The organism is Oceanirhabdus sp. W0125-5 (genome assembly GCF_027938815.1).
Lineage (GTDB): Bacteria > Bacillota > Clostridia > Clostridiales > Clostridiaceae > Oceanirhabdus.
The window spans coordinates 2,883,847-2,906,483 of the sequence record NZ_CP115913.1 but is presented as its reverse complement, the minus strand read 5'-3'; the positions used below and the strand labels follow the sequence as shown (position 1 = coordinate 2,906,483).

22 protein-coding genes are annotated in these 22,637 nt (G+C 29.7%); 5 read left to right on the top strand and 17 right to left on the bottom strand.

Annotated features, from left to right (window positions below):
* Positions 1-51: 51 nt before the first annotated feature.
* Entirely contained in the window at positions 52-1,524 is a 1,473-nt protein-coding gene (locus OW730_RS13365; RefSeq protein WP_271224554.1) for a methyl-accepting chemotaxis protein, read from the bottom strand.
* 254 nt (positions 1,525-1,778) lie between these two features.
* Here OW730_RS13365 and OW730_RS13360 point away from each other — a divergent pair, with 254 nt between their 5' ends.
* The 3 genes from OW730_RS13360 to OW730_RS13350 all read left to right on the top strand — a co-directional run bounded on the left by OW730_RS13360 (position 1,779) and on the right by OW730_RS13350 (position 4,030).
* A complete protein-coding gene (locus tag OW730_RS13360; RefSeq protein ID WP_271224553.1) occupies positions 1,779-2,735 on the top strand; it encodes an LNS2 domain-containing protein in 957 nt (318 codons plus the stop codon).
* A 153-nt stretch (positions 2,736-2,888) separates the two neighbouring features.
* Positions 2,889-3,788 carry a DMT family transporter gene (locus OW730_RS13355; protein WP_271224552.1) on the top strand — a complete coding sequence of 300 codons (900 nt, stop codon included), beginning with the start codon at positions 2,889-2,891 and terminating at the stop codon, positions 3,786-3,788.
* 68 nt (positions 3,789-3,856) lie between these two features.
* Complete coding sequence (locus tag OW730_RS13350; protein ID WP_271224551.1) at positions 3,857-4,030, top strand: hypothetical protein; 174 nt, start codon at positions 3,857-3,859, stop codon at positions 4,028-4,030.
* Between the two features lie 36 nt (positions 4,031-4,066).
* On the opposite strand, the gene OW730_RS13345 is transcribed toward OW730_RS13350, so the two are convergent.
* From OW730_RS13345 to OW730_RS13325, 5 genes are all read right to left on the bottom strand, one after another.
* Positions 4,067-4,672: a histidine phosphatase family protein gene (locus OW730_RS13345; protein WP_271224550.1), complete on the bottom strand. Its 606-nt coding sequence runs from the start codon at positions 4,670-4,672 to the stop codon at positions 4,067-4,069.
* Positions 4,673-4,689: 17 nt separating this feature from the next.
* Positions 4,690-5,796 (bottom strand): reductive dehalogenase domain-containing protein, encoded by a 1,107-nt coding sequence (locus OW730_RS13340; RefSeq protein WP_271224549.1) that lies wholly within the window; start codon positions 5,794-5,796, stop codon positions 4,690-4,692.
* An 83-nt stretch (positions 5,797-5,879) separates the two neighbouring features.
* Entirely contained in the window at positions 5,880-6,038 is a 159-nt protein-coding gene (locus OW730_RS13335; protein ID WP_271224548.1) for a hypothetical protein, read from the bottom strand.
* A gap of 88 nt (positions 6,039-6,126) precedes the next feature.
* Positions 6,127-7,782, bottom strand: a complete 1,656-nt coding sequence (gene hcp / locus OW730_RS13330) for a hydroxylamine reductase (RefSeq protein WP_271224547.1) — start codon at positions 7,780-7,782, stop codon at positions 6,127-6,129.
* A gap of 251 nt (positions 7,783-8,033) precedes the next feature.
* Positions 8,034-8,903, bottom strand: coding sequence for a radical SAM protein (locus tag OW730_RS13325; RefSeq protein ID WP_271224546.1), 870 nt, complete (start codon positions 8,901-8,903; stop codon positions 8,034-8,036).
* 173 nt (positions 8,904-9,076) lie between these two features.
* Between OW730_RS13325 and OW730_RS13320 the strand changes: the two genes are divergently transcribed.
* Positions 9,077-10,444, top strand: a complete 1,368-nt coding sequence (locus OW730_RS13320; RefSeq protein ID WP_271224545.1) for an aldehyde dehydrogenase — start codon at positions 9,077-9,079, stop codon at positions 10,442-10,444.
* Positions 10,445-10,565: 121 nt separating this feature from the next.
* On the opposite strand, the gene OW730_RS13315 is transcribed toward OW730_RS13320, so the two are convergent.
* The 8 genes from OW730_RS13315 to OW730_RS13280 all read right to left on the bottom strand — a co-directional run bounded on the left by OW730_RS13315 (position 10,566) and on the right by OW730_RS13280 (position 18,334).
* Positions 10,566-11,612, bottom strand: coding sequence for a DUF6709 family protein (locus OW730_RS13315; RefSeq protein ID WP_271224544.1), 1,047 nt, complete (start codon positions 11,610-11,612; stop codon positions 10,566-10,568).
* 361 nt (positions 11,613-11,973) lie between these two features.
* Positions 11,974-13,953 (bottom strand): ABC transporter permease, encoded by a 1,980-nt coding sequence (locus OW730_RS13310; RefSeq protein ID WP_271224543.1) that lies wholly within the window; start codon positions 13,951-13,953, stop codon positions 11,974-11,976.
* Positions 13,925-14,830 carry an ABC transporter ATP-binding protein gene (locus OW730_RS13305; protein WP_271224542.1) on the bottom strand — a complete coding sequence of 302 codons (906 nt, stop codon included), beginning with the start codon at positions 14,828-14,830 and terminating at the stop codon, positions 13,925-13,927. Before OW730_RS13305 ends, OW730_RS13310 begins: the two co-directional genes overlap by 29 nt.
* Position 14,831: 1 nt before the next feature.
* The gene (locus OW730_RS13300; protein ID WP_271224541.1) at positions 14,832-15,206 is read right to left on the bottom strand and encodes a GntR family transcriptional regulator; all 375 of its coding nucleotides are present in this window, start codon (positions 15,204-15,206) and stop codon (positions 14,832-14,834) included.
* Between the two features lie 185 nt (positions 15,207-15,391).
* Positions 15,392-16,291, bottom strand: a complete 900-nt coding sequence (locus OW730_RS13295; protein WP_271224540.1) for a thiamine pyrophosphate-dependent enzyme — start codon at positions 16,289-16,291, stop codon at positions 15,392-15,394.
* Positions 16,291-17,475, bottom strand: coding sequence for a transketolase C-terminal domain-containing protein (locus OW730_RS13290; RefSeq protein WP_271224539.1), 1,185 nt, complete (start codon positions 17,473-17,475; stop codon positions 16,291-16,293). The genes OW730_RS13295 and OW730_RS13290 overlap by 1 nt, the downstream gene beginning before the upstream one ends.
* A complete protein-coding gene (locus OW730_RS13285) occupies positions 17,476-17,778 on the bottom strand; it encodes a 4Fe-4S binding protein (protein ID WP_271224538.1) in 303 nt (100 codons plus the stop codon).
* A gap of 16 nt (positions 17,779-17,794) precedes the next feature.
* Positions 17,795-18,334, bottom strand: coding sequence for a 2-oxoacid:acceptor oxidoreductase family protein (locus OW730_RS13280; RefSeq protein ID WP_271224537.1), 540 nt, complete (start codon positions 18,332-18,334; stop codon positions 17,795-17,797).
* 269 nt (positions 18,335-18,603) lie between these two features.
* Between OW730_RS13280 and OW730_RS13275 the strand changes: the two genes are divergently transcribed.
* Positions 18,604-19,305, top strand: a complete 702-nt coding sequence (locus OW730_RS13275; protein WP_271229493.1) for a CPBP family intramembrane glutamic endopeptidase — start codon at positions 18,604-18,606, stop codon at positions 19,303-19,305.
* A 220-nt stretch (positions 19,306-19,525) separates the two neighbouring features.
* Here the strand turns inward: OW730_RS13275 and proC are convergent, their stop codons facing one another.
* The 3 genes from proC to OW730_RS13260 all read right to left on the bottom strand — a co-directional run bounded on the left by proC (position 19,526) and on the right by OW730_RS13260 (position 22,351).
* Entirely contained in the window at positions 19,526-20,329 is an 804-nt protein-coding gene (gene proC / locus OW730_RS13270; RefSeq protein WP_271229567.1) for a pyrroline-5-carboxylate reductase, read from the bottom strand.
* A gap of 14 nt (positions 20,330-20,343) precedes the next feature.
* Positions 20,344-20,832, bottom strand: a complete 489-nt coding sequence (locus OW730_RS13265) for a flavodoxin family protein (protein WP_271229492.1) — start codon at positions 20,830-20,832, stop codon at positions 20,344-20,346.
* A 133-nt stretch (positions 20,833-20,965) separates the two neighbouring features.
* Complete coding sequence (locus OW730_RS13260) at positions 20,966-22,351, bottom strand: alanine/glycine:cation symporter family protein (RefSeq protein WP_271229491.1); 1,386 nt, start codon at positions 22,349-22,351, stop codon at positions 20,966-20,968.
* Positions 22,352-22,637 lie beyond the last annotated feature (286 nt).

Here is a 22,637-nt window from a genome sequence, read left to right as displayed (position 1 = left end):
AAGCATAAACAAAATGTTTATGCTTTTTATTTATAATTAGAAAAGTATTTTTTAATTTTCAACTATTTCATTCAATCTACAAATCATTTCATCAAGTTTATTAAATTGATTCACAGTATTTAATATTTTCTCACTTTGTTCTTCAACTTTTGCTAAAGTTTCTTGTATGGAACTAGAGTTACTTTGAGTTACTTTTGCAATACCATTTATTTCATTAGCAACTACTTTATAGGAATCCTCTATCCCTTCCATTACATTAAATACTTCTTTTGATTTTTCAACAACAATTCCACTATTATCTAAGATTTTATTAAATAATTTGTTTACTTCTTCTGTAGATTTTTTCCCTATCTTAACTGATTCCTTTGATTTACTTATTTCTGTTGATATTTCTTCAGTTTTCTTTCTAATAACACTAAGTATATTCCCTATATTTTCAGTTGAAACTCTTGAATCCTCAGCTAAATTTTTAACTTCATTTGCAACTACAGTGAATCCCTTTCCATGCTCGCCTGCTCTAGCAGCTTCAATTGATGCGTTTAATGCTAAGAGGTTTGTCTGGTCTGCAATTGCAGTTATTGTTTCTAAAATTTCTCCAATTTGTTTTGTTTGATCATTAAGCTCATTTATTAAATCTGCTGTGAAATCTACTGTCTCATTTACATCGCCAATATTCTTTTGTAATTTATCAACTAAATAAGTTCCATTTTGAATAACTTTTACAGTATCATCCGATGAATTACTCATATTTCCTGTTGATTCTAATGCTAGCTTCATATCCATTTCCGTATTTTTAACTGAAGATGATATCTCTTCAACACCGCTAGCCTCTTCCTCAATCGACTTGGTCACTTGATTAAAAATCTCTGTTACTGCACTTGATACTTGGCCAATAATTGTCATATTTTCTTTAAGAATTTTACTAAAACTTCTTAAATCTGATACTCCTAATTTTATTTCATTTAAAATTTCTTCTATTCTATTTTTTGTATCATTTGTTTCCCTATTTTTATCATGAACTTCCCCAAGCAATTTATTACTAAATTTGCACTGAAACAATATAATTATTGTACATAACACAATAATTAAATTAAATGTAATTAAACCGCTTGTTCCTACTTTAGGAAACATTAAATCATGATAAAAAATATAAAAATAATTTGTAATTCCAATACACCCAAGTCCTGTGATAATAATTGGAACAACCTGTTGATATAATGATATTAGAAATAATGAGTAATAAACCATAATATATGCTGTAATATCAGGTACTCCTATCATTAACATCGTTGATATCATAAGTATACCAAATGTAACTATATACATAGTTCCTTTTATAAATATTTTTTTTGACGTAAATATGATCATAGGAATTATTACTGCTAATGAAGCACCACCTACAATTAGAGTTGTAACTATAGGCTTATGTGTTAAAATACAAACAATGACTGCTAAAACAGCACTTAATATCAACATTCTTGAACATAAAATATTCCTACGGTGAATAATCTGGATTTTTTCCATAGTTTTTTCCCCCCAATACTAAGATTTCTTCTCTATGTATTTTCTATATTATCGTTTATTTTTATACACACTTTACATTTTTTATTATTTTTGGCAATATAGAATTTCTTTACGTTCTATCAAAAAACATAACAACTCTGTAGTAACTATATTTTTTATGAATTTACTTCTTATATTTTATGTTAATAAAATATGTTCCATTAACTTTCCTATATCATATTTTATTAGTGAAACACTTATATGTAGGAGTACTTATGGAATTATTGCCTTACAATAATAATGCATTCATAGCTCATGATTATTTTTATAACCTGATCCCCCAAAAATTCCCTGATATAAAAAAGACCTACTTTAGACATTGGTACAATACCCTCTTCACTTCATCTCATAAGTCTCATCATAATGGTTTTGACCTTATTGTTACTGAAAAAGACACTATATTAATTCGGGGGAAATTTCATTATGGTGATTTTAGAAAAGATTTAGAAGATGAATGGGTTTCAATTTTTATGTATGATTTCAATTCACCCGATTCATCCTGGATTTATATTACTAGAATTTTAACAGATAATGATGGACATATATTCTACCATTTACCTGAAGAAACTAAACTAAAAAAAGGACTTTATTTAATTAAGTTTGTTGTAGAAGGGGATTGTACAACTGCTGACATGTACATTAAGATTATAAAAGAAAAAGAAGACTATGTTATTTTTGATATTGATGGAACCTTAACTATTTCAGATAAGGAATTAATTAAAGAAAGTTTTTATGAATTTTTAGATGTAAACTACAAACCAAAGGCATATATAGATTCATATAATGTTGTAAATTTTTATAAAGATAAAGGTTACAATATTCTCTATCTTACGGCACGGCCATCCTGGTTAATCTCAAACACACTTAAATGGCTTAAAGAAAATAACTTCCCCTTTGGAATACTTCATACTAATGAAACTGCAATTCCCTCCTCCTATGCAGATATATATAAAAGTATATATCTTAAAAGTATTGTTGCAAAAGGAGTAACTATTGAGAGCTTTTACGGTAATGCATTAACAGATATTTCAGCATATATATCTCTGGATATTTCCCCCGAAAGTATCTATATAATAGGTGAACATGCAGGCAAATCTGGAACAACCCCTATAAGTAACTATACAGATCATTTGTGTAAACTAATTTCTGAAAATAAAAAAAGATTTCTATAATTCTAAGATAATGTTACAAAAGTTCAAATCAAAATTTTTAATAATTTGGACTTTTGTATAATTTTATTTTTTAATTGCTAATTTCCTCAAGTGTAAAAAACTGATATAATTTAAATTGGATAAATACTGATAATTTACTTAAGGAGAAATTATATGAGAATTAATAAATGTTATCTTTTAATGATTTTAGCTGCATTCTTTTGGTCTGGAGCATTTATCGCTGGAAAATTGTCAACACCCTTCATCTCTCCATTCACCTTAACTTTCTTAAGATTTTCAATTGCCAGCTTCTTATTATTTTTATTTATAAAATTTAAAGAAAAGACTTTGTACAAGCCTAAAAAAGAAGATATTCCAATATTTTTATTCACAGGAGTAATTGGTATGTTTGGTTACCACATTTTATTTTTTTATTCATTAAGATATACAACAGCAATAAATTCATCAATAATAGGTTCAACCAATCCAATCATTACAACTATACTAGGAATCTTTTTTTTACGTGACAAGTTATCAATTAAACAAATATTAGGAATCTTCATCTCAATATTTGGAATAATATTAACAATCACTAACGGAAATTTATCTTCTTTCAATGTTTTTGATTTTAATATTGGAGATATATACATGATACTAGCTGTAATTATGTGGGCATCATACTCTGTATTTAGCAAGAAGGTTTGTCATAGATACAAACCTATACATTTAACATTTTATAGTTTTCTTGTTTGTACAGTATTTTTGATACCTTTTGTATTATATGAACGTCCCTGGCATATGATAGTAACCGCACCTATATCAACATATTTAGCTATACTTTATATGAGCATTTTTGCTTCAATAATCGGATATCTTATTCAACAGATTTCAATTAAAGAAATAGGAGCAAGCTCAACTAATATTTTTATCAATCTAGTACCAGTTTTTTCTATGATACTATCAACATTAATATTACATGAAGAATTAACAATTGTTAAGATTATTAGTGCCTCAATTATTATTTTGGGAGTATACATATCTCAAAAATCATCATTAACTGTATTAAAGGAGTGATTTCATGATTCACTTAAGAAAAATAAAATATTCAAAACGTAATAATCATCATGATTTATATCCTTTTAATGTTCCATGTATTAGAAAATTTGATGATTTCTAATATAAAACAAGAAATGAATAACGAATTAAGTAGAATTGAAAATGAATACAATGATAGAAGCGAATATTCAAAAGGATTTGCAAGAATGCCATTCATGAGGACCCTTTCTGATCCTAATAGATATCTTCGCTATCTATAATAAAACTCAGCAATGGATTACCATTGCTGAGTTTTATTACGCAATATGTGAAGTATCACACTCAATTTCAAACTCTATTTTGTCTTGGTCAATATTTATAATTGTTAAAGCTGTATTGTGCACTAAGGGCTCACTCCAAAAATCTTTTAATGATAAATTTTTAAATATTTTATAAAAAGCTTTAACAACACCAGCATGAGCAACTACTAAAACATTTTTCTTATCCCTAAGATCCAAGATTTGATCTATAACCTTTTGAATTCTACCTATGAATTCATCATAAGCTTCACCATCTAAAGGTTCATACAAATGCGGATTAGTCCAAAAGTTATTGTATCTCTCATAATGGGATTCGTTAATTTCTTTATGCAGCATCCCTTCCCATTGTCCAAAATAAATCTCTTTTAGATTTTGATTAGGAATAATGGAAACATCTTTCTCGCCTTTTATTATATTAGCTGTATCAAGCGCCCTGCTTAATGGGCTAGATAATATCAAGTCAAAGTCTACATCATCTAATCTTTCACTTAGCATTCTTGCTTCTTCAATACCCTTTTGAGTTAAATTTGCATTCAAACTTCCTTGAAGTCTTCCTTCAAGATTCCATTCTGTTTCCCCATGTCTTGTTAAGTATATTCTCATACCTATTTCCCCCTATTTTATTCTTCTATTGGTAATTTCGTCCTAATTATTGGTCTAACACCATACTCATCTTTATATTCTTTAATAATATCATTAATAATTTCTGGATTTGTTTTAATTCTATCAATTTTATTTATTTCAATTCCCATACTAAACGGGCAGTTACATAAACATATTCCACAATCTGTACCTAAACTTCTCCATCGTCTATAACATTCTTCCATATTTATTTTCCATCTTAATACACCGTCTACCATTTCCTTTGAAGTCTTAGAAATGGACTTTCCTGGACATGTCCTAGCACATAATCCACATTCCTCACAAAATTTCTGTAATCCAAAATCAATTTTCCCATCTGGTGTTAATGGCATATCCGTTGTTACAATCCCTAATCTTACTCTAGGACCAAATTCTTTTGTTACTAACAATCCGCTTCTACCAAGTTCTCCCAACCCTGCTTCTACAGCTACAAGAGGAGCTATTGCAAGATAATTGCCATCCATATGATTCCTAGCATCATATCCTAATTCCCTAATGTAATAAGATAATATCATCCCTATAATACCTACATCAGTATACCCTTTGACAGTTGCTATAGCTTCTGGAAGTTGAGGCGCTCTCATAATAAAATCCTTCTTTAACTCTACAGCAAATACTATTCCATACTTATGAAATTTTTTAATCTTATTTCCATAATGCTTACTTTCTCTTCCTCTATGAGAGTAATAAAATTCTTCTTTCATTTCACATATACCAATAAGGTCGCTGCCATAAATCTGTGCTAACTCTTTCAACTTAAAGTTCATCTTTTCAACATCTATTTCTTGTTTAACTTCATTAATATTCCCTTCACTAAGTTCTTTTATATCACTCAAGAACCTAAAATTTGCATTTATAATAGGTGAATTTATATTAGAAAAGGTAACAGTTCCTTCTCCACCTAATTCAGGCATTTCTCTAAGGTCATCATCAATGTTTTTTAACTCTGGATGCCTTTTATAATAATCTTCATACTCTTTAGTACCCTTTTTATAGTTCATTCTTGAAAACATATGATCTCTCTCATCAAATCTCTTCAATTTCTTCACCTCGATTATAATAAGCTTCTCTATTAATTTTATCATAATGACTAAATCTTTGAAAATATAATATCTATTATAATGTATTTTCACATAAATCATATGATTTTCTTTCCAAAAAAAATTCATCATATACTTTCGCATATAATGAATGTTATTATAATAATTATTAAAATACCAATAAAACTTTTTGTCTTTTTTTCTCTAACTTTCACATCACCTCTAGCCATCCTTATAGTAATATTTAATATAAAAAAACCTGATAATAAATAAATAACTGATTTCATTAAAAACCCTCCCATAATAAATATATGGGAGGTTCTAATAATATATTATTTAAATAACTGATTGATACTCTATAATTAAAAATAAAATCTAATTATTACCTAAAATTTTCTCAAGATCTTTTTCAGGTGTTGACACCGGCCCAATACCGAATTTATCTACTAACACTTGTAAAATATTCGGTGTAATAAATGCTGGTAATGTTGGCCCTAAATAAATATTTTTTAATCCTAAAGATAACATTGTCAGTAGAACAACAACAGCTTTCTGCTCATACCATGAGATTATATATGATAATGGTAATTCGTTTACATCACATTCAAAAGCATTTGCTAATGCTAATGCAATTTGAATTGCACCGTATGCATCATTACATTGCCCCACATCAAGTACCTTAGGGAATCCTGCAACAGTTCCTAGATTAAGCATATTAAATCTAAATTTACCACAAGCAAGAGTTAAGATTATTGTGTCATCAGGAGCTTTTTCTGCAAATTCAGTATAATAATTTCTTCCCGGTCTTGCTCCATCACATCCACCAACTAAGAAGAAGTGTCTAATCTTGCCACCCTTAACAGCTTCTATGATTGCCTCAGCATTACTTAATACTGCATTTCTTCCGAATCCAACTGTTATTCTCTTCTCAGGTTCATCTTCTTTGAATCCACCTAGTTGAATAGCTTGATTTATCATTTCAGAAAAATCTTTTGGTTGGTCTTCGTTATACTCTATATGCTTAACGCCTTCCCATCCAACTATGCTCGTTGTGTATAATCTATCTTTATAACTATCTCTAGGTTTCATAAGACAGTTTGATGTCATAAGAATACACCCTGGTAAATTATCAAATTCTTTTTGTTGCTCCTGCCAAGCTCCTCCGAAATTACCAATCAAATGTTTATGTTTCTTTAACTCAGGGTATGCATTACCTGGAAGCATTTCACCATGAGTATAGATATTAACCCCTTTGCCTTCTGTTTGCTCTAACAATTCTTTTAAATCTCTAAGATCGTGACCAGATACAACAATGAATGGACCTTTCTTTTTAGTAACCAACATTTCAGTTGGTTCTGGATGCCCGTAATTTCCAGTATTGGCATTATCCAATACTTCCATACACTTTAAATTACATTTTCCAAGTTCCATATTTAAGTTAAACAATTCTTCAACAGTAATATCTTTTCTTAATGTTTCTCCCAAGAATCTTGCCATACCATTTACTACTTCTTTATCAAATCCACCTTGAACAAAAGCATGATGTGCATATGCACTCATCCCTTTTAATCCATAAATTAGCATTTCTCTTAAGGATCTAATATCCATATCAAGATTCTCATCATCCATAACCCCTAAATTAGGCATATCAGGTAATGCTAATATTTCTTCAATAGTTTCAGGTGCCATAAAATCTGCACCTTCTGGTGCTCCTTCACTACCAAATTTTTCGATAATACATTTTTTCATATGATTTGCTCTTTTTATGTATTGAAGAAATCTTTCATTATCAAAGTTGACATTAGTTAATGTTGCAAAACATCCTTCCATAATAAAATCAGCTGTCTCTCTCCAAATTTCTTCACCTTTTTTTACAAATTCATTACAATAATATCCCAAACCTTTTAACTGTAAAATAAGTACATCTTGCATTTTAGCAGTATCTGGAGCCTTACTGCAGACACCAACTTTTGTACATCCTTTTGATCCTGCAGTCTGTTCACATTGATAACAGAACATTGCTGTATCCATCATTACTCCTCCTTAAAATTATTCATATTTATTATTTCGTTAATCACATAAATAATACAGAATAATATTGATTATGTTTGTTATGATGGTAGTATGTTATTATGATAGACTATTTTTAGAATCATATTTATATTATATTAATTTTTGAAACAAGTTAAATCTTATTGTTGATTGTTAAATAAGATTTAGATTTCTCGAAGAGAAATGTCAAACATTTTCCATTATACATTATCAATTATTCATTATGGTTTTTATAAGGATCTAAATCTTTCATCTTTAAAATATCCTTCTCCATTTAAGTATAATTCCAATACTTGTAGAATTTTTTCTTTATCTTTATTGAGAGTTCCACCCAGTGGGACATAATTAGATGCATGGTTGCTTCGGAATATACATTCCGATACTTCAAGATGTTTTAAAAATTCATATGTCTCAGCCATAACTTCTTGTGGATTTAATAATCTCATCTCTCCCCTACTAATCTTCTTTTGAAGCTCCGTGCCCTCTTCAACCATTAATGTTAATAACCCTACATAATCAGGATTAATTGCTGAAATAATCTTTGCTGATTCTAGAGCATGTTCTTTCCATCTATCAACTCCACCAATACCTGATATCAGTGTGACTGATAGTTTCATACCAGATTCAGTGGCTTTTCTTCCTGCATTAATAATTTCTTCAGCGGTAACCCCTTTATTAATAGTTTTTAGTATTTCATTACTTCCTGATTCAATACCCATATATAACATCTCTAATCCGTATTCCTTAAGTATCATTAAGTCTTCATAACTCTTATTAATTATATCTCTTGGAGTTGCATATGATGAAACCCTCTCACACTCTGGAAATAGTTCTCTAATCTCTAGAAGAATTTCTTTTAGATCAGATGTTTTTAGTATTAGAGCATCTCCATCAGCTAAAAATATTCTTCTAACAGAACTGTAAATATTTCTTGCTTCTCTTAATTCTTTCTTTATTGTATTTATATCTTTTATTCTAAATTTCTTTTCTTTATACATTGAACAGAATGTACATTTATTATGGGAACATCCAATGGCAACTTGGATTATCAGACTTTTTGCTTCACTAGGCGGTCTATACACCGCACCTTCATATCTCAAAACAACTCCCCCTCTCAGTATATTTCTATTCTATCAATCATCTCCTTATCATACAACAATGAAAAATATTAATTTTTCCATATTTTTTTGTAAAATTTAGGTTACTTTAAGAAAAAAGATGTATAATATATAATAGTATATAGAATTTATTGTAAATTTAAGGTGGTGTTTTTATGTCTGTTGATGATTTCTTAAATAGCCAAAAAGATTATTTTCTAAATGGTGAAACCCTCTCGTATGAGTTTAGAATTAATTCTCTTAAGAAATTAAAGGCTTCTATTAAAAATAATGAAGAGCTCATTATGAGAGCTTTAAAAGAGGATTTAGGAAAATGTGAATTTGAAGCATACACTTCTGAAATTGGGACTGTTTATGAAGAAGTGAACTTTGCTATAAAACATTTAAAAGACTGGATGAAAGACAAAAAGGTTTCTACCCCGCTCTTTCAAGCAGGTGGCAAATCATTTATACACTATGAACCTAAAGGTACTGTTCTTATAGCTTCACCATGGAACTATCCTTTTAATCTAACTATGATTCCTCTTATCGGTGCCATAGCTGGAGGTAACACAGTATTACTAAAAACTTCAGCAACTACATACCATACATCTGAAATTATAAAAAAATTAATTATTGATAACTTTGATGAGAAATATATTAAATTTTTAACTGGTGGAAACAATGAAGTATTAGAAATAATTTCTAGTGGTGTAGATTATATTTTTTTCACTGGAAGTATCGGTGTTGGTAAAATCATAATGGAACATGCTTCAAAAAACTTAACCCCTCTAACACTAGAGTTAGGTGGAAAGAGTCCAGTAATAGTTTGTGATGATGCAAATATTGAAGTAGCCGCTCAAAGAATTGCATGGGGTAAATTCTTAAACTGTGGTCAAACATGTATAGCACCTGATTATTTATATGTACATAAAGATGTGAAAGAAAAATTCATCCATGAGATGATTCACGCTATAGAATCATTCTATGGCAATGATGCAAGTTCATCACCTGATTACGGCAGGATAGTCACTGAAAAGCAGTTTAACAGAATTATAGCCTATTTAGATAAAGATAAGATTGTTTATGGCGGAAATCATAATATAGAAAAATTATTTATTTCTCCAACTATAATGGACAATATAACTTTTGAGGATAAAGTTATGAGTGAGGAAATATTTGGTCCAATAGCTCCAATTATTGAATTTTCAGATCTTAACGCTGTTATTCGTGAAATCAATTGTAGACAAAGACCTCTGGCAGCATATTTTTTCACAGAGGATCAATATAAAATAGATAAACTGATTGATTCAATTCATTACGGTGGGGGATGTGTAAATGATGTGATATCTCACATTACCAATGTAAATCTACCTTTTGGTGGTAATGGGCTCAGTGGTATGGGATCTTATCATGGATATGAGAGTTTCTTAACCTTCTCACATAAAAAGAGTATTATGAAAAAGAGTACAAAAATTAAATCTAAGTTACCGTTTCCTCCTTATAATAATAAAATAAAGCTTGCTAGAAAGTTTATGAAATAAAATAGTTATTATATTAATTTCGAATAAATTAAAACCATCAACCTTTAATCTTTGATTATAAATAGGTTGATGGTCTTAGTTTTTTTAGCTTGTTTAAAAAATCAGTATATAACACTGTACTTTATTTATTATCATTAATATCTCTGTTCATCTTCCACTGTTTTATAAATTCATCAGGATTTTTTTTGAATAGCTTGTCTAACTCCTCAGAGTATCCAATGATAGGAGCAGAGCAATTCTCTGAAATAAATTTTATAGTTTCATCTATTATTTGAATCTTTCCATTTAAATCAACTTTATATTTTCCCTTATCAGAAAAAACAAATACTAAACTATGAAATTTTTTACCTGTTTTATTCTTAACTGTACTTTTGTAAACCCACATAAGTTCACTCAAGGGAAGTGCAAATACAATCTGATTACTTTCAACAATAAGAAAACTTCGTGTTATTGTAAATGGTTTATTTTTATATACACCTGATAATTCAATTTCATTATCAATCTGTTGAAGGATTTTCTCAAGGTTACCATTAGAATACTTTTTAAGACTTTTTAAAGCAGTAGAATTTTTACGAATAATTGGAATAAATACCACTAATATTACTACCATAATTAAACCCGAAAAAATAAGATAACTAGAAACTGAGTCGAGTGGCGTCATATAATCCAAATAATTTGAATATAACAATGTATCTACCTCTTTAACAGTTAATCCATCTTCTATAAGAGAATTTCTAATATATTCAAAATCTTTAGAAGAATATTCTTTAAATTCACCTTTAATCAAATATGGACCTGTTTGTTGCTTATTTATTTCTTCATAAATCTTTTCTGGAAGAGATATTGTAAGAAGTCTTCCCTCTAACTCTAAAGCCATATAATACATTTTTGTTTCTGATATTTTTATACCCAATTTTCGTCTGCTTCTTGTCTTTACAATGCCTAAATCATATATCTCTTTGGAAGATATTTGAACATAGCTGTCTTTTTCAACTGCATCGTAATAATCTTCATTAGTCTCAACCATTACTGGATTATTAATATTATTATTGTAAGTATACCCTCCCATACCTAATAAACCTATAATCACTAGCATTAAACACCCTAATGTTATAAACCTGTAAAACCATCGTTTTTTGTAGATTTTCATAAAATATGATTGTTCCATTCTGTAATTCTCCTTACTGTATTTTGTTACAATTTATGTTATTGTAACACATTTTGCATTATATTGTAAATATAGCTTTACAGAATAATTAATATATCATTTAATTTATAATTAAAATCATCACCAATTAAACCAATGACTTATTTTTATATCTTTTATTAAAATCAATTAATTTTCTTTTTAAACCCACAAGACAAAGTACTAACACATCTACAATTCTGTTTTTTGAATGCAGTTTATTCAAATATTTTAAGTTTAAGCATTCTTGAATTATATACCAAAAGCAAGTTACTCAGAGTGCACTTTTTTTAACGCAAATATAATAACCTTTCAAAAGAGTATTATTTTCAGACAACCTCTTTTATTTAATTAGAAGTTCCTTAATTTTTTCTGACAATCCATCTTCTATTAATATATATTTACCAAGTATTCTTCCATCTTTTAAATATAGGTTAAAAGAATATGAGTAGTTGCCATAATATGAATCATATTCATTTTTAAACCCTTCTTTTATTAATTCTTCCATGATAATTTGTTCTGTAACTGTAATTTCTCTATAATCATTACTATCCCTAGCATATATCTCTATTTTTTCTATCTCATCAGTTGATAAATAAATTTTATCAAATAAATTTAATTCTTTAAGTTTGTTTATTGTGTTTTTATAGCTATTTGTGATAGTTATGCTTATTCCTTCATTCTCACTATCTCCAAAGAGTTTTATTCTTCCAATAACATCTGGATCCATTAAGTCCTCTAGTTCAAATCCATCAACATCCTCTTTAATTGCCTTAGTCAATTGATTTATAATATTTCTGTCTAATATTTTATATTCTGAAATAAATCTATTGGGACTAAATGCATCATATCCTTTCGCTATTTTTATATAATTTACATCTTGTCCACTTGTTACTCCTCCATAAATCCTACTTTTATTTTCTTTACTTACATATAAATTCTGGATAAAATCATGATTTAATAATTGATCATTAAAGTCATATTGTACCCATTCACTTAATTCGCCCTTATTAACTATAATATACTCAATTCGCCCAATATCCTCTTCTGAATTCAAATATTTATTTCTATTCTTCATAAGATAATCCTTAAAATTTAATGACTCTTTTATCAACTCTTTATCTTTTAGATCAATCTGAATGTCTCCTAAACGTCCATTAACATCAAGATTTATATGAATATATTCTACTTCACTTGCATTTACATTTAGTTCTTGTATCCCAAATATGTTATTCCATACCCCATAAAACCCAATAAACACAATCAAGGAATATATACCTAATCCTTTAAGATTATTTTTCTTAAATATCCCGCTAACCGACTTCTCAATAAAGCATACAGCTATACAATATGCAATTGCACTTGTAATTAAATAAACTCCTATTTTAAAACCAAACCCTCTCTCAATATAGTTATGTTGTAAAAATAACAATGATGTAATCATAATACATAAAGTAAATCCATACTTTAATATTGGTCTAAACCATTTAAAAGCTATCATGTTTCCAACTGCTTCTGATTTTCTATGGTTAAATAAAATGTATGAAATAATTAAATATCCTAGTATGCACAAAAGGAAATTAATTAATAACCCACTTGTTAAATAATAATTAACATCAAGATGCCTCAATCCTAGTACTTTATTATTCGAAAGAGGGTTCAATCTTTCCGCCATCCCAAAATATATATTATTTACTTTTAGACCATTAACGTTTCCTGTATATCCGTATATCCATAAGCTTAAGGTGGACTCAACAATTCTTTTTAATCCAGAGGGTAAATACAGATATATAAAAGAGAATACTCCAGCAGCAATTGATGAAGATGTTAACATACTTATTGCAGTTGTTATGGTATATGATAATACAGAAATCAACATAAAAAGAAGTATCACTTTAATAAGAAATAGTATGTTTATAACAGAATATAGCCCCTTAACCCACATAATAACAATCACTAACAGATATGCTATACTTGATGGAATCACTATCATTAGTAAGCCAGATAAATACTTGGATAAAAATATTGTCTTCTTAGTAAGAGGTAATGAATATATGAACTCACTGCTACCTTTCCTATTCATAAAACTAAATACTAAGATTGAAACTAAAAAACTTACACCAATGGTAATTATATAAACAAACTCGTTGAATAAATACTTGTTTATTTTATTTAAACTTAAATGTTCATTAATATTTAATGTTGAAATTGGAAAAACCACAAAAAATATCATTCCTAAACTGAATAATGCCATAGCCCACCAATACCGCTTAAGATCATTTATAATTAATCCTTTATCTAACCATGATTTTTTCGTATTCATATTCTTTCCCCTCCAATTCTGCAATAAATATCTCTTCCAGAGTTAATGGCATAATATCATAGAAACCAACCTTGGAATATTCTAATTTATCAATTATTTCATCTCTATATCCTCTTACTATTGCTATTTTAAACTTCCCTCTTTTTTCTGTACTTAAAACTTCAAACCTATCATCTTCTAAAAAATTATAATCTTCCGAATCACAAACATACTGAACCTTATTAATGTCCATTTTTAGTTCATCAAGATCCTTTTCAATTATTATCTTTCCATTACTAAGTATGCCAATGTGATCACATAAATCTTCAAGCTCTAAAAGGTTGTGTGAAGATATTATTGTTGTCATTTCTCTATCCGCTGTTTCATTTATAATCATCTCTTTTATTCTTTTTCTTATCATTGGATCTAATCCATCTAAAGGTTCATCCAATATCATAACCTCAGGTCTTAAGGAAAATGCAATCCAAAACATAGCTTGTTTCTTCTGACCTTTTGATAAATTATTCATTTTTTTAGAAGATGAAAATTTAAAACTCCCTTCTAACTCCTTAAATCTTTCCCATGAAAAACTCTTATACTGTGTTGATAAAAATTTTGCCATAGATTTAACTGAGAAACCAAAAAAATTGTATACCGCTTCATTCATAAAAAATATTTTTTCTTTTATTTCAGGATTCTCAAATATCCCTTCATTACACCATGTTGCAACTCCTTTATCGCAATGGTATATACCATTTAAAATCTTTAATAGGGTTGATTTTCCGCACCCATTTTCTCCTACCAATCCATAAATTGATCCTTTATGAATATTTATATCTACCCCTTTAAGAACTTTATTTTCGTCAAAACTCTTATATATCCCTTTTCCCCTGATCAAATTAAATTCCCCTCTCCTTCATAACCTCATCCATTAAATTCTTTATCTCATCAAAAGTAATCCCACTGTACATAGCATGGGCCATAATCTTTTTAAGTTCATCTTTAATTTTATTTTTCTCTTCATTATTTTTACGCTCCTGTCTAACCATTACATAACTCCCCTTTCCTTTGATGGAATAAATATATTCTTGCCTCTCAAGTTCTCTATAAGCTTTTTGAATTGTATTTGGATTTATTCCTAGTTCTTTTGATAAAGTTCTAACAGATGGTAATTTTTCATCCTCCACTAAAATCCCCTTAATGATTAGTTCTTTATACTTTTCCACTAACTGTTCATATATTGGCACTCTACTTCTAAAATCCACTTGGACCATAAAATACCTCCTTTCATAATAATATCTATACTGTATTATTTGTATTAACCGTATTAATATACTTAGTACAGTTATATAATACACCTATTTTTTCCAATTGTAAATACCTTTTTATAAAAAATTCCATAAATAACAATAAAACCACCCCAAGGGTGGTTTTATTGTTATTTATTAAATTTAATAAATTATATCCAATTCTTTCTGATTTTTTCCCATTTGTAGTCTCTATGTTTCTCAATAACTTTTATGTCTTCTTCACCTAGGTGCTTGAATCTGCTCTGCTTTTTCAAGTAACTTTCGATAGGAGTGAATTCTTTAGGATTCTTATTTAACTTGAATTCTCCATTTTCATATTCAGCTAAATACCAAAGACCACAATCTACTGCTTCTTTAGCTAATGATATAGTTATATTTGTTGCATGCCCCCATCCTGTTGGACATGGAGCTAATATATGAATATAAGAAGTACCTTCAACTTCCTTAGCCTTTTCAACTTTTCTCATAAAATCTTCTGGATATCCAATACTTGCAGTAGCTGCATATGCAATATCATGAGCTGCAACAATCTCAAACATATTCTTTTTCATATTTTGAGCACCAGGAATATTTTCTCCTGCTGGTGAAGTAGTAGTCTTACTTCCGTAAGGAGTTAACCCACTCTTCTGTATTCCAGTATTCATATATGCTTCGTTATCGTTACATATATAAATCATCTTATCATTTCTATCTATTGCTCCTGATAATGATTGTAAACCAATATCTGCTGTTCCTCCATCACCAGCAAAACCAATAGAATAAGCATCTTTTATACCAAGAGCTTTTAGTCCTGCTGCTACACCTGATGCCACAGCTCCAGTTGAAGCAAATGGTGTGATTATAGCATTATTTCTAAATGCCATTTGAGGATAAATAAAAGATACAGCAGACATACATCCTGCAGGTAATGATGCAAATGTTCTCTCACCGAGTATTTTTAAAGCTAATCTAACAGCTAAACTCTCACCACATCCACCACAAGCTTTATGTCCATAGAAATACTCTTTATTCGTAAGTGTTCTAGCATTGATAGGTTTCTTATCCATCATTATTTTTCACACCTCACATTCATGTATTGAATTCTCTCTTCTTCTTTTCCTTCAGAAACATTCATCATACTTTGGAACATGTCTTCAATATGATTCTTACCAATATCTCTTCCACCAATTCCAGCAATGAAATTTAAAGACTTCGGATGTTTATCCATAGTAACAAGAGCAGAGTTAACATTAGTAAAAATAGTTCCCTCATATCCAAATGAAATGTTTTTATCCACTACACCAATAACCTTAGCATTCTTAACTGCTTCTCTAATCTTCTCAGCAGGGAAAGGTCTAAGATATCTTAATTTTAATAATCCTACTTTTTTGCCCTGGTTTCTTAAGTCATCTACAACAATTCTTGATGTACCAGTTACTGAACCAGTAGTTATTAAGATAACTTCAGCATCTTCACATCTATACTCTTCAAGAAGTCCTCCATAGTATCTTCCAAACTTCTCTCCAAAGGCTTTATCAACAGCTTCAATTGTATGTACAGAATTCTGCATATCCAATTCCTGCTTAATTTTAAATTCCATATTCCAATCATTACCAGCTGTAATACATAAACTCTTTGGATCATTCAAATCCATCTTACTTTCTGGCATATTGATTGGTGGTAGGAACTCATCAACATCTTTTTGATCAGGTATATCAACAACCTCATAAGTATGAGTTAATACAAATCCATCGAGGTTAACCATCATTGGAGTCATAACTTCTTCTGTTTCTGCAATTCTATATGCCTGTATCATCATATCCAATGCTTCTTGAGCATCTTCTACATACATTTGAATCCACCCTGAATTTAATAAGAACATAGAATCCATCTGATCACCATAAATATTCCATGGTGTTGCAATAGATCTATTAGCATTCATCATTACTATCGGCATTCTCGCACCACTTGCATATGGTAAACATTCTGCCATATATAACAATCCTTGAGATGAAGTAGCTGTAAAAGCTCTCGCTCCCACTGAACTTACACCCATAGCACAAGCCATGGCACTATGTTCTGATTCAACATGCATATATTCAGCCTTTAATGACCCATCTTCAACAAAATCAGCAAGTCTTTCAACTGCAATTGTTTGAGGAGTTATTGGGTATGCTGATATTACATGTGGTCTTGATAATCTTACACCTTCAGCTACAGCATCATTTCCGCAAATAAACGCTCTTCTTCCCATCTATTTCTCCTCCTTTACCATATCAATAGCACCTAGCTTACACTCATAAGCACAAACTCCGCACCCTTTACAATAATCATAATCTATTGTAAGTTGCTCTTCACCTTTGCTAATAACTCCATCAGGACATAGAAGAAAGCATTTTAAACAATTAACACATTTTTCTTGATCAATTACTGGTCTTACAACTCTCCAACCCGCATTAATAGTTACTAATGTTCCTCCATCACATGTGGAGCCTACAGGGTATTTCGATATTCTCTCTGGTTCTTTCCAATCTTTATTAACCTTAGGTCTATCCATCTCTCTAAACTCCTCCTTACGCTTCTTTAACAGCATCATATGCCTTCTGAATTAGCTCAATATTCTTCTCTGAAACGGACGCTTTTAAAGTATCCTTTATTGCATTTTTACAATCATCTAAAGAAACAACTTCAGAAATAGCCACAAGTGCACCTAACATAGCAGTATTAGTAATTGGTTTTCCTAGTACCTCCAGCGCAAGGCTTGTAGCCTCTATTGTAACAATTTTATTCTCAACTTGTCCTAAATATTTTTCTGGTGTCTCTGTGTTTATGATTATTATAGTATCTTCTTTTAAACCTGCAACAACCGCTGGTCCCCACAGTGTTTCATCAAGCACAACTACATAATCACATGTAAGCACTTCACTTCTATCAGTAATTTTTGTTTCACTAATTCTAGTAAATCCCAGAACAGGAGCTCCTCTTCTCTCAGGTCCAAATGATGGAAATGCTTGAGCATACTGCCCACCATATACCGAAGCAGCCTGTCCTAATAATCTAGCAATTGTAAAGGAGCCTTGTCCCCCTCTTCCATGCCATCTAATCTCTTTCATAAACGCACCACCTTATTCAGTAACATTTTTATTTTCTTAAAATTTAAAATATTATACCTATTAAAAAGTAACATATATCAAAAGAAATATCAATTTAGCACTATTACGTGGTAAAATCACGGAATTATTTTAATAACACATCAGAATAATCAGTTTATGATAACATTGCTAAAAAAGAATAATTTAAACTTAATAATAGTAATATGTTGTATGGTAATGGTTTTAAATTACTAACTATAAATATTTATATTGTTAAGGAGGAGATATCTATGGATATTATTTTAACATTTTTTAAAAGTGATAATGAATATAAAGATTCATTAAAGAAATATGACCATAAAGATGGTGTTTTAGCAATTGTAAGTTACTTATTAGTTATGATTTTTTATTATGTAATAGGCATAATAGAAACTAAACGAAATTTAAATTTAAGTTATCAGATTAATTTCATATTAGCAATATTTTGTATTTTGTGCGTATTAGTTCGAAAACAACCCTTAAAAACAATTGGTTTTGGAAAAAAGAATTTACTTAAATCTCTAATTTTAGGATTATCTCTGTCAGCAGTTCTTCTTATTATTAATCTAATTTACGGAATTTCATGTGGCTATCAGTTTAATGCTATTTCAAAACTAATTTTAAAATTTGGATATTTCTTTTTTGTAATAGCTCTTGTAGAAGAAATCATTTTTAGAGGATTCATTCAGACTAGAATTTATGGTATTATCAAAAAACCTATACTTCCGCTACTTATAACGGCATTTATGTTTATGTCTATGCATATTCCTTATCGGATGACCGTAGGAAACATGGGATTTTCAGAATTTATTTCAAATAACTACATTACACTTTTATGTACATTTTTATGGCATATTGTATTTAATTTTCTTTATTCAAAATATAACTCTATTGTGGCACCAACAGTATTTCATACTATTATTAATTGGTGTAATGTGATTTTTATAGGCTGATAATTTATTGATTAAAAACAAAATATTTAAAATTAGCCTAATGTGTGACTATGTTAATTCCAAACATTTTTATTTATAACATTAAGGCATATAATAATTTAAATATTATCTCCCTAATAAAAACATCAGGTATTTATATAGTAACAATAAAAAATTATGCCTGTATCATAATTACCTAAAAGTTCAAGATACAGGCTATATATTTTGCTTGAAATTTATCTTACTTCATATATCTAGATTTATGTGCACATTTTCTCATAGCTGATATAACTGCAGATTTAAATCCTTTACTCTCTAATTCTGCAACTGCTTCAATGGTTGTCCCACCAGGTGAACAAACATTATCTTTTAATTTTCCTGGATGTTCGCCACTCTCCATCACCATTTTTGCTGATCCTAATACAGCCTGACATGCCATTTTATAGGCTTTGTCCCTTGGCATACCTTCTAGAACAGCTCCATCAGCTAAAGCTTCTATAAACATAAACACATATGCTGGGGATGAACCACTTACTGCTATAAAAGCATCAATAAGGTCCTCTTTAATAATCTCTGCTTCTCCAAAAGACTCAAATAATACTTTTATATCTTCTAAATCTTCTTTTGTAGCCAACTCATTTTTACAAAGAGCACTCATTCCTTCACCTACAAGTGCTGGAGTATTTGGCATGGTTCTAATAATTCTCACAGGTTTATTGAACATCTTTTCTACATCAGCAATTGTTTGCCCTGCTGCAATAGTAACAACAATTTTTTTCTCATCTACTATATCTCTTATTTCTTCTATAACCTCTTTATAAATATTAGGTTTAACACTTAAAATAATAATCTCACACTCACTTGCAATTTCCTTGTTGGATTTTACAATATTTATTCCATATATTTCTTTTAAATATGAAGATTTTTTACTGCTATGATCGAAAATAAAAATATTCTTTTTATCTATGTTTCCTGATTTTATCATTCCACCTACCATAGCACTTCCCATATTTCCGCATCCTATGAATCCTATTGTTTTACTCAATCTTTTCATCCTCTCTACAACATCTTCTTAAGTTCTTTTCCCCATTTAATTATTTCATTGTTAGTAGAATCAACATCTGATAATGGCTTTACAATATCTTTAAAGGTAATTATTGAATTACTTTCTTTAATTAATTCTCTAAACTTCTCAAATACCTTTCCTTTTCCCCCTTCATGTGAACAGAAAAAAGCAATTTTTTTGTTTTTAATATTTTCATCTTTAAGAAAAGTTCTAATAGGTGGCGCTATTGTTCCTGCCCATACTGGTGTCCCTATTATGATATTTTCATAATTTTCAAGTTTTAGTTCATACGGATTTAAATCAGGTGCTTTTTTCATAACAGCCTGTCTACCGCCCCATACATACTTAAAAAAACCTCTAGTTTTAATCTCTTTTATTGCTTTTAGCTCTAAACACTCACATTTCAATTCTTTCGAAAGTTTCTCAGCTAACCGCTTAGTACTTCCCTCAAATGAATAATAAACAACAATACTCTTCCCCATATTACCCTCCTAAATTTTATTCTCTTATATATTATACCAACATTTATTATTATAGAAATAATAAATGGCCAAAGATTTTATTAAAAACCTTTGACCATTCATTTGATTTATTTATATAATTAGAGATTATTTATTATGCTTTTATTCCTTTTTCTTGCTCTTTCTTTTCTTTAAAGAATTTTCTTGTTTCACCTATAACTACTCCACTTAAAGCTAGTAATCCAATAAGATTAGGTATAGCCATCAATCCATTAACTATATCTGCAATTGTCCAGATAAGCTCTAGTTTTAAGAATGGTCCTACAGCTACAATCCCTATAAATATAATTTTATACCATTTAATTGCTTTTACACCAAATAGATACTCAGTACATCTCTCACCATAGTAGTTCCATCCTAAGATTGTAGTAAAGGCAAAGAATAGAATTCCAAAGGTAACTATGAATCCGCCTATTGCTTCAATAGGTAATCCGCTTTTAAATGCTGCGCTTGTTAATGCTGTTCCTTCTAGACCAGCGTCACTCCATAAACCTGATTGAATTAAAACTAGTCCTGTCATTGTACATACAATTATTGTATCAATAAATGTTCCTGTCATTGAAATCAATCCTTGTCTAACACATGACTTAGTTTTAGCAGCTGCGGCTGCTATCGGTGCACTTCCAAGACCTGATTCGTTAGAGAATACTCCTCTAGCCACACCAGCTCTAATAGCAAGAGCTATTCCTGCACCAGCAAAACCTCCTACAGCAGCTTGTCCATTAAACGCGCTATGTATTACTAATTTAAATGCTTCCCCTGTAGCTGATGCGTTTGATATAAGTATAATTAACGCTCCAAAAATGTATAACACAGCCATAAATGGTACTATAAATTCTGCTACTTTAGATATTTTTTTAATTCCACCTAATGTAACAAGAGCTACAGCTAAAGTTAATACTATTCCAGTTATAAAAATAGGAATATTAAACCCAGCTTTCATTCCTTCTGTTATTGCATTAATTTGTGGGAATGTACCTATTCCAAAGAAAGCAACTCCTACTCCAAATACAGCAAACATTGACCCAAGAAATTTACCTAATTTCTTATGCTTTAACCCTCTTTCAAGGTAATACATTGGTCCACCTGACTGATTACCATTTTCATCTGTTACTCTGTATTTAACAGCAAGTAATCCTTCGGCATATTTTGTTGCCATTCCAAAGAAGGCAGCTAGCCACATCCAAAATAACGCTCCTGGCCCCCCCAGTTTGATTGCTGTCGCAACCCCAACGATATTTCCTGTTCCAATTGTAGCTGCTAATGCTGTACATAACGCTGCAAAGCTTGATACATCTCCTTTAGCGTCATCATCTTCAAGCCCTTCTTCTTTTGAAAACAAGTACTTTAATGCTAATGGTAGTTTAATAATTTGTAGTACGCCTAGTCTTAATGTTAAATAAAGTCCAGTTCCTACAAGTAAAATTAATAATGGCGGTCCCCAAACAAAATCACTAATACTTTTAAAAAAATCTAGCATTTTTATAACCTCCCAAATATAGATATTTTTTTAACAACCTATGCTTATATTTTATATAATGTTCATAATTTTTTCAATATTCTTATCAATATTTGTAGATAAATAGAGAAATATTGAGAATTTAAGAGGTAACTATTGCTATTTAAAATAATTAGAGGGGTGAATAATAGATTTTTTCTATAATATTCACGTTAACATTTTAACAATATAATACTTAATATTAGTAATTATAATTATATTTACCATTTAAGAAGGAGAGAATAAACTATTCTCCCCTTTTTTAAAA

Bases quoted from the DNA above. Each gene is read 5' to 3' on its own strand.
- OW730_RS13300 (WP_271224541.1), bottom strand. From the start codon at position 15,206: ATGGTCCAAGTGGATTTTAGAAGTAGAGTGCCAATATATGAACAGTTA.
- OW730_RS13260 (WP_271229491.1), bottom strand. From the start codon at position 22,351: ATGCTAGATTTTTTTAAAAGTATTAGTGATTTTGTTTGGGGACCGCCA.
- OW730_RS13280 (WP_271224537.1), bottom strand. From the start codon at position 18,334: ATGAAAGAGATTAGATGGCATGGAAGAGGGGGACAAGGCTCCTTTACA.
- OW730_RS13335 (WP_271224548.1), bottom strand. From the start codon at position 6,038: ATGAAATCAGTTATTTATTTATTATCAGGTTTTTTTATATTAAATATT.
- OW730_RS13290 (WP_271224539.1), bottom strand. From the start codon at position 17,475: ATGGGAAGAAGAGCGTTTATTTGCGGAAATGATGCTGTAGCTGAAGGT.
- OW730_RS13355 (WP_271224552.1), top strand. From the start codon at position 2,889: ATGAGAATTAATAAATGTTATCTTTTAATGATTTTAGCTGCATTCTTT.
- OW730_RS13265 (WP_271229492.1), bottom strand. From the start codon at position 20,832: ATGGGGAAGAGTATTGTTGTTTATTATTCATTTGAGGGAAGTACTAAG.
- OW730_RS13365 (WP_271224554.1), bottom strand. From the start codon at position 1,524: ATGGAAAAAATCCAGATTATTCACCGTAGGAATATTTTATGTTCAAGA.
- OW730_RS13340 (WP_271224549.1), bottom strand. From the start codon at position 5,796: ATGATAAAATTAATAGAGAAGCTTATTATAATCGAGGTGAAGAAATTG.
- OW730_RS13310 (WP_271224543.1), bottom strand. From the start codon at position 13,953: ATGAATACGAAAAAATCATGGTTAGATAAAGGATTAATTATAAATGAT.
- OW730_RS13315 (WP_271224544.1), bottom strand. From the start codon at position 11,612: ATGGAACAATCATATTTTATGAAAATCTACAAAAAACGATGGTTTTAC.
- OW730_RS13275 (WP_271229493.1), top strand. From the start codon at position 18,604: ATGGATATTATTTTAACATTTTTTAAAAGTGATAATGAATATAAAGAT.
- OW730_RS13285 (WP_271224538.1), bottom strand. From the start codon at position 17,778: ATGGATAGACCTAAGGTTAATAAAGATTGGAAAGAACCAGAGAGAATA.
- OW730_RS13345 (WP_271224550.1), bottom strand. From the start codon at position 4,672: ATGAGAATATACTTAACAAGACATGGGGAAACAGAATGGAATCTTGAA.
- OW730_RS13350 (WP_271224551.1), top strand. From the start codon at position 3,857: ATGTTCCATGTATTAGAAAATTTGATGATTTCTAATATAAAACAAGAA.
- hcp (WP_271224547.1), bottom strand. From the start codon at position 7,782: ATGGATACAGCAATGTTCTGTTATCAATGTGAACAGACTGCAGGATCA.
- OW730_RS13295 (WP_271224540.1), bottom strand. From the start codon at position 16,291: ATGATGGATAAGAAACCTATCAATGCTAGAACACTTACGAATAAAGAG.
- OW730_RS13320 (WP_271224545.1), top strand. From the start codon at position 9,077: ATGTCTGTTGATGATTTCTTAAATAGCCAAAAAGATTATTTTCTAAAT.
- OW730_RS13360 (WP_271224553.1), top strand. From the start codon at position 1,779: ATGGAATTATTGCCTTACAATAATAATGCATTCATAGCTCATGATTAT.